The following is a 12,501-nucleotide window of genomic DNA, read 5'->3' on the forward strand; positions in this document are numbered from 1 at the left end:
CCCCATCTTTCGAGCCCATCATCATTGCGATAACGTTTACATTCCCCGAGGGAGCTCGTAACAACATTACCGTTGCTTCACCGCGGGGAGCTCACCATAATCGGGTGCGACCTCATGAACGCTGGTCGCAGGTGGACGCGTGCGTGCGATGCGGGCAAGGGTCGCAGCAGGGAGCTCGGTACCGACCGGGATGAGATGCACGGACAGACCGCGTTCGAGAGCCGCGCTCTGCACGTCCTCCGTGGCGCCGACGATTGCGATTTCTTCACCTTCGGAGGTGACCCGCGCAAGCGTCGCCGCAATCGGCCCGCACGCGACGCGTGTTCCCTCGTGTGCGGTGCGTCGCATGCACGCGATGCCCGGTCTGCCGTAGATCACGGTCACGCGCGGCAGCCGCGACTCGGCGGCTGCGCTGCCGTCCAATATATCGAAGGAAGAGATGCCCACGAGCGGGAGCTTCGCACCGAAGGCGAGCGATTTCGCAAACGCGATCGTGATACGCAGACCCGTGAATCCGCCCGGCCCGGTTCCAACTGCGATCCCGCCGAGATCGGCGAGCCGAAGCTTTCCCCCTTCGAGGCGCGCGCGTACCAAGCGCAGGCCTTCCTCGAGTGCCGCTTGCTTCGAAAGCGATTCCGCAAGGATTTCGCCGTCGCGCAAGAGCGCGACCGAAAACGAATCGAGCGCGCCTTCGAGTGCCAAGATCGGTTCACGCACCCGCGCGAATCGTGACCTCGCGTGGGGAATCGCCGCTGCCGCTGATCTGTACGCGCCATTTCGCGGTTCCGACCAAACTCGGAGCGCGTTCGGGCCATTCGACGATGGTGATCGAGTCAGTTGAGAAGGCTTCTTCGAGTCCAAGCTCGGCCAAGTCGGCTTCCTCCTCGATGCGATAGAGATCGAGGTGTTCGAGCTTGACCTTGGCGTCGCCGTAGCGATGCCAGAACGTGAAGGTAGGACTCGTGACCGGGTCGCCACCGACGAGCGCGGCCGCAAGGCCGGCGGCAAAAACCGTCTTTCCGCTGCCCAGCGGGCCCTCGACGGCGATGACGTCACCTCGGCGAACGTGACGCGCGAGCTCCGCAGCCAGCGCGCGCATCGCCTCTAGGGAAGAAACCGTAAGACGTGCGGGGAACGCCTCCAAAGTGTATTGGCGGCTGGGCGACATCGTAATTGGCATTATCTCCGGTGCGGTGTGTTCGGTTTTGGCAGCTTTCATCGAAGGCTTCATTGCGACCGTTCGTGTCTTTTCGTTTGGTCGCATCGGAGCATTCGGCGGGGAACTACTCATGGTAGCTTTAGCGGGCGGCTTGCTCGGCGGAATAATCGGACTCTTCTTCGGTAGAGTGGTAAAACCACACGAAGGACTCAGAACTGAGCGCCGCTAGCATGAGTACTGAGGATCAAGCTGCGCAAGCACTCGCCGACCTTGAAAGCAAGGTGGAAGCGAGCGTCGCTGCAGTTCGCGCGCGAGCGGCCGAAGCCAAATCGAAGCTCGAACGCGGCGTGCTGAATTTGCAGTCGCATTCCGAGACCTCGGCGGTCGCTGCCGAAGCGGCTGACGGAGCCGAACTGAATTGGGATTTGGAAGAAAGTTCGGCAGAAGCGCCACCGCTCGAAGAAGCGCCGCCGCCGCTTGATGACTTCTCGCTTGCCGCTCCTGAGCCGCCGCTCTCGTTCAAAGACGAGCTCGACGTCGCGACCGACGAAGACGGCATCCCACTTGGGGACTAATGGGTTCTATTTTCTGGGAGTAAGTAACAAATAGAGAACGAGCGTATTTCGACCGTCATGGTCAAAGACGAGATGGAGCGTTCCTACCTCGCCTACGCCATGTCGGTTATCGCCTCGCGTGCGCTTCCGGATGTACGCGACGGCCTCAAACCTGTGCAGCGTCGCATCCTATTCGCAATGCGCGAGATGGGCTTCACCCCGGACAAGCAGCATCGGAAGTGCGCCGGTATCGTCGGCGAGGTGCTCAAGTCGTACCATCCGCACGGCGACTCGTCGGTTTACGACGCGCTCGTGCGCATGGCTCAGGATTTCACGCTGCGCTATCCGCTCGTCGACGGACACGGAAACTTCGGCTCGATCGACGGCGACCCGCCGGCCGCATATCGCTACACCGAAGCACGTCTCGCGCGTGCCGCGCTCGATATGCTTGCCGAAATCGATCGCGAGACGGTCGATTTCATTCCGAACTTCGACAATCAAACGACGGAACCGACCGTTCTGCCGTCGCGCTTACCGAATCTGCTCGTCAACGGTTCGAGCGGCATCGCCGTCGGCATGGCTACGAACATCCCGCCGCACAACGTCGGCGAGATCTGCGATGCGATCGCGCTCTTACTCGAGAATCCGCAAGCGACCGACGACGAGCTGGCCGCAATCGTTCAAGGTCCCGATTTTCCGACCGCCGGCGTGATCATGGGACGCGAAGCGATTCGCGAAGCCTACAAGACCGGGCGCGGTTCGGTCGTCATCCGCGGTAAAGCCGAGATCGTCGAAGAGCGCGGCAAGTACAAGATCATCATCACCGAGGTGCCGTTCCAAGTTACGAAGTCGCGCATTGTCGAGGCGATAGCCGAAGCGTATTCCGACAAACGCATCGCCGGTATCACTGCGTGCCACGACGAGAGCAACCGCAAAGGCATGCGCATCGCAGTCGAGCTTGCGCGCAATGCCACGCCGAACGTCGTCTTGAACCAGCTCTACAAGCACACGCCGCTCCAAACGAGCTTCGGTTTCAATATGCTCGCGCTCGTGCCGGCCCAGACCGAGAGCGGCCAGCTGACGCTCGAGCCTCAAGTTCTTCCGCTCAAAGAGATGCTCGCGCACTTCATTACGCATCGTCGCGTTGTCGTTCGCCGGCGCACCGAATACGATCTCAAGAAGGCCGAAGAGCGCGCGCATCTGCTCGAGGGCTTCCGGATCGCGCTCGACCACATCGACGAGGTCATCAAGATCATCCGCGGCAGCCAAACGGTCGACGTCGCACGCGCGAGTTTGATGGATCGCTTCAAGCTCACCGAGATCCAAGCCAACGCCATCGTCGACATGCGTCTGCGCACGCTCACCGGCCTCGAGCGTCAGAAGATCGAAGACGAGTACAACGAGCTCAAGAAAAAGATCATCGACTACAAAGACATTCTCGCCAAGCCAAAGCGCATCGATGCTATCGTCAAGGCGGAAGGCGAGGACGTCAAAAAGCGTTTCGCCGACGAGCGCCGCACGCAAATCGTCGCGGCCGAGGGCGAAGTCTCGATCGAAGACATCATTGCCAACGTCCCCGTCGTCATCACCGTGACGGCCGGCGGCTACATCAAGCGTGTCTCGGTCGACACATTCCGCCAACAGAATCGTGGCGGTCGTGGCGTGATGGGAATCGGCAACCTCAAGAGCGAGGACGTCGTTCGCAATTTCTTCATTGCGAACACGCACGAAACGGTCTTGTTCTTCACGAACAAGGGCCGCGTTTTCCGGCTGAAGGCCTACGAAGTTCCGGAAACATCACGCCAAGCTCGCGGCACCAATCTCGTCAACTTGCTCACGCTTCCGCCGGGCGAGGTTGCTACGGCCGTGCTGCCGGTTCGCGCGTTCGATGACGACAAGTATCTCGTCATGGTGACGCGTCACGGCGTCATCAAGAAGACGCGGCTCGAAGATTTTGCAAATGTTCGCCGCAGTGGCTTGATCGCCATCAACCTCGACGAGGACGACGAGCTGCTCGCAGTCGATCTATCCGACGGGAAACGCGACATCATTCTTGCCTCGAGCGGCGGTATGGCGGTGCACTTCAATGAAACCGACGTGCGCGCAATGGGCCGGCCGGCGCGCGGCGTCAAGGCAATGACGCTCGGTCCGGGCGATGAGATCATGGCTATGGACGTGGTCGAGGACGACCGGCGCGAAGTTCTGATCGTCACCTCGCACGGCTTCGGCAAACGAACGCCGATCGACGAATACCGTCATACGTCGCGCGGCGGCAAAGGCGTCAAAGCATTTGCCCGTGAGCGCGCGATCGGCAACGTCGTCGATCAGATTCTCGTGCGCGAGAGCGACGAGCTGCTCATCATCACGAGCGCGAACAACGTCACGCGCATTCCGGTCAAGCAGATCCGGCGCGCCGGCCGCTCGACCAAGGGCGTACGGCTCGTGCGGCTCGCAGAAGGCGACGAAGTGCTCGCGGTTGCGAATCTCACGCAGCAAAGCAAAGAGATCGCCGAGATCACGGGCGAGCCGGCGCCCGTCCTCGCGCAACAAGCGGCAGACCTGCCGGCGGACGAAGACTAGACCAGCGCTTCTTCCCGGATTTGCGGCGCCGCCGGTAGCTTGATCTCGAAAACGGTCCGGCCCGGACGGCTTTCGAGCAATCGCAACGTGCCGTGTGCGCGGCTTACTGCGTGCACGGCAATTGCCAGGCCCAGCCCCGAGCCTTCGATCTCGCCGCGCGCCGCGCCGCGGAAAAAGCGATCGAAGATGTGTGACTGTTCGTCGTCCGGGATACCAGGGCCGGCGTCGACGACTCGTGCGATAACGAACGAGCCTTCGCGCTTCACCTGAAGCTCGATCGGCGCGCCGGCGCCATACTTGCGCGCGTTGTCCAAAAGATTGGCCAGCGCTTCGTGCAGCTCGGATTCTTCCGCGAGCACGTGCGCACCGTCGTCGAGCACGAGCGCGACCGGCGGATGTCCCGGAACGTCGCGTACCGCCTCTGCAAGATTGCGCGCGACTGCGGCGACGTCGACGCGCGCGAGCTGCGAGGGTTGGGGCCGTTCGAGCCGTGCCAGAACCACCAGCTTGTCGATCAGCGCGCGCATCCGCGCGCTTTCCGTATCGAGCGTCGCAAAGGCACGATCGCGCTTAATCGGATCGGCGAGCGCGCCGCGCTTGAGGACGTCGAGATATCCGCGAATGACGGTCAGCGGCGTGCGCAGCTCGTGACTCGCGTCCGCCACGAATTGACGAATGTATTCCTCAACGCGGCGGCGCTCGTCGAACGCGGCGGAAACTTGCGAAGCGGCGCCGTTGAATGCACTCGCCAGCTCGCCGACTTCGGTACGGTCCTGGGTGTCGATGCGTTGCGGCGTGAAATCACCGTCCGCAAAACGCTGCAGCGCGCCGGTCACCGCGATCATCGGCGCTAGGGCTTGATCGGCAAGATAGCGTCCGATCAGAAATCCGATCAAGCCGCACACGATCAGGCCGCCGAACGCGATCATCGCGTACGACGTCAGCAACGAACGGAAGACGTCGGGATCGGGGCTGACAAAGAATGTCGCAATCTTCGTGTCGATGCGCTCCGGATGAATCCCGATCAGATTCGAGATCGAGAAAAGCGTTCGATTGCCGGGATTGCGATCGCCGTCAGGGGGAGGTGGTCCACCCGGTGGCGATCCCGGTGGTGCCGGGCGCAGTCGGGGCTGCTGCGAAATCGGGACGTACACGGCGCGCCTGTGCGTTCCGAAGTGTAGCGGGGGACGGCCGACGGTCACGCCTTCGGGATGCTCGAATCCGATGATGTGCAAGCCTGGCCGCTCGACCATCTGATGCACGTTGCCGGCCAGCGACGTGAAGCCGGCGTTCGGGTTCTGCGCGACGATCTGGCGAATTTGGTTCGCGGCCGCCGCTATCGCATCGTTCGTCGCACGTGAATAGAACATCACTGCTTCGCGCGCGAGAACCGCGGCGACAAACAGAAACAGAATCATCACGAATGCCGTGTACGAAAACGTGATGCGACCACGAAGGGTCCGGAGCATTACTCCTCGCGCAAGACGTAGCCGACGCCGCGGACCGTGTGAATCAACTTCTTACGCGGCGGCGTGTCGATTTTCGCCCGAAGGTACGAGATGTACGTCTCAACAGTTCCGGTGCCGACTTCGCGGTCGCTGCCCCAAACCATGTCGAGGAGCTGCTCGCGCGTAAACACGCGGTTGGGTGAACGAATCAATGCGACGAGCAGGTCATACTCGCGCATCGAAAGATCGATTCGGCGGTTGTCCCGCATCACGCGGCGCGCGTCGAGATCGACAGTGAGGTCGGCGAAACGAAGCGTGTGAGGCTTTGCGAGCCGCGGCCGCCGCAGCGCCGTTTCCAGGCGCGCGAGCAGCTCGGCGAATTCGAAGGGTTTGGCCAGATAGTCATCAGCGCCGCTGCGCAGGCCCTCGATACGATCTGCGACTTCGCCTTTGGCGCTCAGCATGATGACGGGGACTTCCGTCAACTTGCGCACCATCGGCAAAAGTGCAATGCCGTCGACCTTGGGCATCATCACGTCCAGCACAATAATGTCGGGCGGCCATTCACGAATAAGCGCGAGGGCTTGTTGCCCATCGGCTGCAGTGCGAACAGCGTACCCTTCTTGCGTGAGACCGACTTCCAGCAGTTCCCGGACGTTGCGCTCGTCGTCAACGACCGCAATCCGGGCTGACTCCGGGTCCATGGACCGAGTATTGCGCGTCGACCTGGGAGGTTTCTGGGACAGGCTGCTTTGGGGCGGTTGCTCGGCGGCCTTTCCTTCTCAGGCAATTCGGAGAGACGAGGCGTAAGGTGGTTTCGTTACTGTCGGTGCGGAGGTTTTTGTGAAAGCGAATGCACGACGCGAGATCGTCCTTATCGATCTCGTCGGCGAACTCGATTCGACGATGAGTAAGATGCTCGATCGCAGCATTCGAACGCTGGATCAAACGATCTGCGCGACGATCGTCGTGCGATTGGAGCGTCTCGAGTCGACGCAGTGGTCGGGTTTGTGCGATCTCGGATCGATGATTGCAACGCACCGCCGCAACGGTCTCGACGTGCGCGCGGCTTCGCGTTTGCAACGCGTGCGTGCGGTGCTCGACGAGTTTGCGATTCCAACGGACGTCCCGCGCGACGATGCGCCCTTCATGCGCCGCCGGATGATCATCGCACGTACGCCCGCGCACGCCGTCGTCGCCTAGGGAGGCTGCTGCCAGGCCGCAACCGGGCACCCCCCGGAGGGGTTGGTGCTGACGGAGGTTTTCTGCCAACGATGAGTGCGCTTTCCGACGTAACACAGAGCACGTTTCAAGCTGAGGTGCTCGATTCCGACAAGCCCGTCTTAGTCGACTTTTGGGCGCCGTGGTGTGGGCCGTGTCGAATGCTGAGCCCGATCGTCGAGAAGGTCGCAGCGAAGACCGAATCGGTGAAGTTCGTCAAAATGAACACTGACGAGAATCCGTCAATCGCGGGCCAGTATCACGTCTCCGGCATTCCGTGCCTCATCCTCTTCAAGGGTGGCCAAGCGGTTGACCGGATCGTCGGTTACGTCCCCGAAAACGCGATCACATCGATGATCGCGAAGCACGCCGTCGCCGCGTAACTCGACGGCAGCACGTGCGCTGCCGGCCGTCCACCGCCTAACCGCGGATCCGCTTCTGGCGCGATATGCCGCGTCGCTCGGCGCGGGAACGGTGAAGCGTGCGATCGAGCGCGAGCTCGATTCGAGCCGGACGCTCGCTTTGCGCGAAGATCAAGCTCCGTCCTACGATGCAATTCGTGACGCTGTGGCGCGGATGCTCGCGCACCAGGCTTTGGAGGGACTCGTCCCCGTTCTCAACGGAACGGGGATCGTTCTTCATACGAACCTCGGACGTGCACCGCTTGCGCCCGAAGCGCTCGACGCGATCGCGCAGATCGCCGGCGGCTACAGCAATCTCGAATTCGACCTGGAGAGCGGACACCGTGGTTCGCGATACGCGCGTTCGCGGGATCTGATTCGCGAAACGACGGGCGCCGAAGACGGACTCGTCGTCAATAATTGTGCCGCTGCGATGCTGCTGATCTTGCAAACGCTGGCCTGCGGACGCGAAGTGATCGTGGCGCGCAATGGGCTCGTCGAGATCGGCGGCGGATTCAGGTTGCCTGAAGTTCTGGAACGCAGCGGCGCAACGCTGGTCGAAGTCGGGACCACGAACCGCGTGCGGCTTTCGGACTACGAGCATGCGGTCTCCCCGCGAACGGCGATGTTCTTGCGCTCACACGCTTCGAACTTTCGCATCGAAGGCTTCGTCGAAGACGTCGCGGTTAACGAGCTCGCGAATCTTGGGCGCCGCGTCGGCGTTCCGGTCGTTGAAGATCTTGGCAGCGGCGCGCTCGTTGATTTGCGCGGATTCGGCCTCGCGCACGAGCGGACCGTCCCCGAAGCGATTGCGGACGGCTGCGCCCTCGTAGCGTTTTCAGGCGACAAGCTGTTGGGTGGACCGCAAGCCGGAATCATCGTCGGCCGGAGCGCGATGCTCGCGCGCCTGCGCGCCGATCCGTTGATGCGCGCGCTGCGCGTCGATAAAGGGACGCTGGCGGCTCTGGGCGCGACGCTGCGACTGTACCTCTCGCCGCAAACCGTAACCCGCGTGCCGATCTACGGCATGCTTGCGGCCACACTCGATGAGCTGCGTACGCGCGCTTCGGCCCTTGCGAAGCGCATTGATTCGTCCCTCAAACCTCGGGTCGTCGACTCGGAAGCCTACGCCGGCGGCGGCTCGTTGCCGGGAGAGACGATTCCGTCGGTCGCGCTCGAGCTTGCGCCCGCGGATCTCGACGGGTTTGCACGGCGTGCGCGTACTGGGACGCCGTCGCTGGTTGCGCGTACTGAAGCTGCGCGCTACTTGATCGATCTGCGTACGATCCCCGCGAGCGGCGACGAAGACGTGCTTGCGGCAGTGGAGCGCAGCCGAGCGTCGTAACCCAAGCGAACCATGCACATTCTCGGGACGGCGGGTCACGTCGACCACGGAAAATCTGCGCTCGTCCGCGCGCTGACGGGAACCGATCCCGACCGCTGGCGCGAGGAACAGCTGCGTGGTATGACGCTCGATCTCGGATTTGCGCATCTTCGTTACGATGACGGCGTCGAAGCCGGAATCGTCGACGTCCCGGGCCACGAACGCTTTCTGCACAACATGCTTGCGGGTGCCGCGGGCATGGAGATTCTTTTGCTCGTCGTTGCAGCGAACGAGGGCCCGCGTCCGCAAACGCTCGAGCACCTCGCCATTCTCACGTATCTCAACGTGCGCAAAACGCTGCTCGTGCTCACCAAGCGCGATCTCGTCGATGCCGACGAGCTTGGGTTTGCGGAAGAGCTGACGCGCGAAGCGCTGCGCGGTACGGTCGCCGAGGGTGCAGAAGCGTATGCTGTCTCGACGCTCACCGGCGAGGGCATGAACGAGCTGCGAGCGGCGATTCACGCGGCGCTCGTCGCGTTGCCCGCACGCAAACCCGATGCGCCGGCGTTCTTGCCGATCGATCGCGTCTTCGCGCTTCCCGGTCACGGTACGATCGTAACCGGAACGCTGATGCAAGGGACGCTCGGCGCCGGCGACACGTTGCGATTGCAGCCGAGCGGGCGCGACGTTCGCATTCGAAGTTTGCATGTCTTCGGTCAGAAACAGCAAGAAGTCCGCGGCGGCTCGCGTGTCGCTGCCAATTTGCCGCAGGTCGACGTTGCGGAAATCGAGCGCGGGGAGGTACTTGCCAGCTCAGAGTTCAGCGTGCAGCGCCAGTTTGAGGTTACGTTCACGCCGCTCGAGGGCGCGCTGCCGCTGCTGCGCCGAAGAAATCAGGTGCGCGCATATCTCGGCTCGGCAGAAATTCTCGGCACGCTTTCGTTCGAGGAGACGCCGCGCGAAGCGACGCCAACATCCGGGCTGCTTTCGTTGCGCCGTGCGGCAGCTACGTATCCCGGCGAAGCTTTTGTCGTGCGGCGGCTCTCACCAAAGGACTTGCTCGGCGGCGGAACCGTCGGCGCCGGCGTCATCGCGGCGCAAGCCGATGAAGACGGTGCGCTCGATCCCGAAGAGCAGAATGTTCTTGCCGTACTCGCGTCGCTCGGGATCGCATCCGGGATCGCGACGACGATTGCGGCGCGCGCAAATCTGCGCGAGGAACGGACGCTCGTGATCCTCAATAGTCTCGTCGAGCGCGGCGTCGCACGCAAGCTCGCCAAACCCGTGGCATTCGTTGAAGGCCCTGCATCGGACGATTTGTACGCACGCGCGCTTTCGCTGCTCAACGTCTCGCATCGCGAACTGCCGTGGAAGATGGGTTTGACGTCGATCGCGCTTGCGAAAGCGCTCAGCGCGCAAGAAACGATCGTGGTTCGCGTTCTTGCGACCTATGTGGATGAAGGCCGGCTCGAATATCGCAACGGTTATTACGCCGCTCCTGGATTCACACCGGAGCTTACGTCCGAACAGCGCCAATTCTTCGACGTGACGGTTCAGCTCGATTCTCAAAATCCGCTCGTCCCAATTGCGTTTGACGATTTGACCTCGGCGCTGCGAACGACCAAGATTCGCGGTGCGCAAGAAGCATATGAGACGCTCCTTGCAACCGGTGCGCTCGTAAAAGTGCACGATGCCGTCTATCGCGGCACGCAAGTTGCCGACGTCCGCGCGCGCGTCGAGGGGATGCTGCGCAAGGAAGGCTCGATGACGATGGCCCGCTTCCGCGATCTCATCGGAACATCTCGCAAGTATGCGGTTCCGTTACTCGAGTGGTTCGACGCGGCCGGGATCACGATTCGCAACGGCGACGTGCGCACGTTACGCGCCGGTTGATGAAAGCGCTTTTTGCGGCGCTGCTGTTGATCGTTGTCTGTGCGCCGGCATCCGCGGACCCCTCCCCTTCACCCTCGCCGAGTCCGCGTGGATTCGCGATTAGCGTTGATGCGCACACGACATTTATTACGGACGGGACGCGGGGTCCGGGAGTCTCGCCGCCGGAAGGCCTCGGATTTGCTGCGGGCGCACCGCTCTCGCCACTGACGCCCTACGATGTGTTTTCGAGCGCGCCTCTGACGCCCGGCAACGCCTCGGAATCCGCCGCATATTTTCGTCCGTCGTTTACGACGCCGGGACTCGTCTTCTCCGCGACGCTCGGGGCGGGCTATGTTACCGGCAGTACGACGGCGGCTGCATATTGGGGCGAACCGCTTTTTGATACGCTCAATCCGCATTTGGGTTTTCAGCAGCTCGGCTTTCGTATCGCGTTCCCAACGCACGCCGGTCAAGATGACGGTACCGGCTTCGCTGTATCAGTTCTTTCGGGTTCTGTCGCAACGACTGACGGACGCATGCTGTTGCGCGGCGGCTGGTTCGATTTGCAGCAGAGCGATGGTTTTGTGTTCACGCAACCGGCAGTCACGAACTTTGCTCCGGCGATCGCGTTTGCGACGCCGGAAACGCTCGGCAACGGTTTACCGAATCTCGATTGGTGGCAAGCTTCCGACGGCGTTCTGCCCCTGCACGGCGTCGACGGCCTTTTCAAGGAAGGCTTGGGAACGCTCGAGCTGACCGACGCGGCGTTACCGTCACTGCCGGGAACCGGCGCACAACTGGAAATGGCGTCGTTCGTGATCGATCACGGAGAGGGAACGCGCTACTCCGCGGATGTGCTGCACGTTTCGACGGGCGGGACCTTGGTTGCGACAACCGTCCTCTACGGTAGCAATGCTACGCTCGCGTTTACGCCGCAAGGTGCATTGCCGTCGAGCCTGATCGGCGGTCAGGAGCAAACGATCTTCGGTGTGCGCGCCGCGTTTCACGCGACGAAATCAATCGACGGTGTTGCGGAATATGGTCATTCGACATACGCGGCAACCAATGTCGCGGAACCCGGTACCGGACAGCCCGGCAATTACTATCACGTCGGCTTCACGCAAAACCTTGCGCACGCGAACTTCGGGATCGACGCCTATCGTAACGAGCCGTACTATGCGCAGGCGCTCTTGCCATACGGCACGCCGGAAAACGTGTGGAGCGTCGCGTGGTCGTGGCCCGGCCAATGGCTCAAGTCGAACTATCAGCTGATCAACGATTTTCCGGTGAACATCAATCGCGAAGGCTATCGTGCGCACGCTGCGATGACGGGTGGACCGGTCGAAGTAAAGGTTGTCTACGGGAATTTTGGACAGATCACGCCGATCACGACAGCCAACGCGCTGCAGACCGGGTTCGTCGACGGCTTCTTCTTGCCGCAGAGCAATTTGTTCCCGACGCTCGGACGTCAGCATCAATATGGTCTTTGGAGCGCGTGGCATTCGAGCGCCGGCGATCTAACACTCGATTACGACGAAGACACGATGCGGCGGCTGGCAGGCCCGTTCAACGGGATCGACTCGGTCTCGTACGACGCGCCCTCGTACGTGCTGGGCTTCACGCACCATTTCAATCATCGATTGCTCGGATCGATCTCGTACGGACGCTACGCCATGCGTGGCAGCTTCGGCCAGGCGATCACCAACCTCGACTACGCCCAGCGCGTCGGGATGTCGGGCTTGGAATATGAGGAAGGCCCGACGACCGGAACTCTGATCTCGGTGCGCTGGTCGGGGCTGAACGGCATCCCCTCGGTCCCACCCACTGGCCCATCCCCCGCCTTCAGCGGTACGATGTTCGTCCTGGAGCAACGTTTGAAGATCTAGGCCGCTGAAGATCTAGCTGGCGCCTGCTTGCGTCGCTAGCGCAACTCAGCGCGTTA

The 12,501-nt window shown here is 62.1% G+C and carries 11 protein-coding genes; 7 read left to right on the forward strand and 4 right to left on the reverse strand.

The window, feature by feature from the left end; all coding sequences use genetic code 11:
• Positions 1-66: 66 nt before the first annotated feature.
• Positions 67-717: a tRNA (adenosine(37)-N6)-threonylcarbamoyltransferase complex dimerization subunit type 1 TsaB gene (tsaB, locus tag VGG22_10390; GenBank protein HEY1728772.1), complete on the reverse strand. Its 651-nt coding sequence runs from the start codon at positions 715-717 to the stop codon at positions 67-69.
• Positions 710-1,219 carry a tRNA (adenosine(37)-N6)-threonylcarbamoyltransferase complex ATPase subunit type 1 TsaE gene (tsaE, locus tag VGG22_10395; GenBank protein HEY1728773.1) on the reverse strand — a complete coding sequence of 170 codons (510 nt, stop codon included), beginning with the start codon at positions 1,217-1,219 and terminating at the stop codon, positions 710-712. Before tsaE ends, tsaB begins: the two co-directional genes overlap by 8 nt.
• 170 nt (positions 1,220-1,389) lie before the next feature.
• On the opposite strand from tsaE, the gene VGG22_10400 reads away from it, so the two are divergent.
• The gene (locus tag VGG22_10400; GenBank protein ID HEY1728774.1) at positions 1,390-1,734 is read left to right on the forward strand and encodes a hypothetical protein; all 345 of its coding nucleotides are present in this window, start codon (positions 1,390-1,392) and stop codon (positions 1,732-1,734) included.
• 57 nt (positions 1,735-1,791) lie between these two features.
• On the forward strand, positions 1,792-4,293 hold the full coding sequence (gyrA, locus tag VGG22_10405) for a DNA gyrase subunit A (protein ID HEY1728775.1): 2,502 nt from the start codon (positions 1,792-1,794) through the stop codon (positions 4,291-4,293).
• Here the strand turns inward: gyrA and VGG22_10410 are convergent.
• Together VGG22_10410 and VGG22_10415 are read right to left on the reverse strand one after the other, a co-directional pair.
• Complete coding sequence (locus VGG22_10410) at positions 4,290-5,762, reverse strand: HAMP domain-containing sensor histidine kinase (GenBank protein HEY1728776.1); 1,473 nt, start codon at positions 5,760-5,762, stop codon at positions 4,290-4,292. The two genes, gyrA and VGG22_10410, sit on opposite strands and share 4 nt — an antisense overlap.
• Positions 5,762-6,445, reverse strand: coding sequence for a response regulator transcription factor (locus VGG22_10415; protein HEY1728777.1), 684 nt, complete (start codon positions 6,443-6,445; stop codon positions 5,762-5,764). The genes VGG22_10410 and VGG22_10415 overlap by 1 nt, the downstream gene beginning before the upstream one ends.
• Before the next feature lie 139 nt (positions 6,446-6,584).
• Between VGG22_10415 and VGG22_10420 the strand changes: the two genes are divergently transcribed.
• The 5 genes from VGG22_10420 (at position 6,585) to VGG22_10440 (ending at position 12,445) form a co-directional block, all read left to right on the forward strand.
• Complete coding sequence (locus VGG22_10420; GenBank protein HEY1728778.1) at positions 6,585-6,944, forward strand: hypothetical protein; 360 nt, start codon at positions 6,585-6,587, stop codon at positions 6,942-6,944.
• A gap of 71 nt (positions 6,945-7,015) precedes the next feature.
• Complete coding sequence (gene trxA, locus VGG22_10425) at positions 7,016-7,345, forward strand: thioredoxin (GenBank protein HEY1728779.1); 330 nt, start codon at positions 7,016-7,018, stop codon at positions 7,343-7,345.
• Positions 7,346-7,364: 19 nt separating this feature from the next.
• On the forward strand, positions 7,365-8,708 hold the full coding sequence (gene selA / locus VGG22_10430; GenBank protein ID HEY1728780.1) for an L-seryl-tRNA(Sec) selenium transferase: 1,344 nt from the start codon (positions 7,365-7,367) through the stop codon (positions 8,706-8,708).
• 12 nt (positions 8,709-8,720) lie between these two features.
• On the forward strand, positions 8,721-10,580 hold the full coding sequence (gene selB / locus VGG22_10435; GenBank protein ID HEY1728781.1) for a selenocysteine-specific translation elongation factor: 1,860 nt from the start codon (positions 8,721-8,723) through the stop codon (positions 10,578-10,580).
• Positions 10,580-12,445 (forward strand): hypothetical protein, encoded by a 1,866-nt coding sequence (locus VGG22_10440; protein HEY1728782.1) that lies wholly within the window; start codon positions 10,580-10,582, stop codon positions 12,443-12,445. Before selB ends, VGG22_10440 begins: the two co-directional genes overlap by 1 nt.
• Positions 12,446-12,501 lie beyond the last annotated feature (56 nt).

The organism is Candidatus Baltobacteraceae bacterium (assembly GCA_036489885.1).
GTDB lineage: Bacteria > Vulcanimicrobiota > Vulcanimicrobiia > Vulcanimicrobiales > Vulcanimicrobiaceae > JAFAMS01.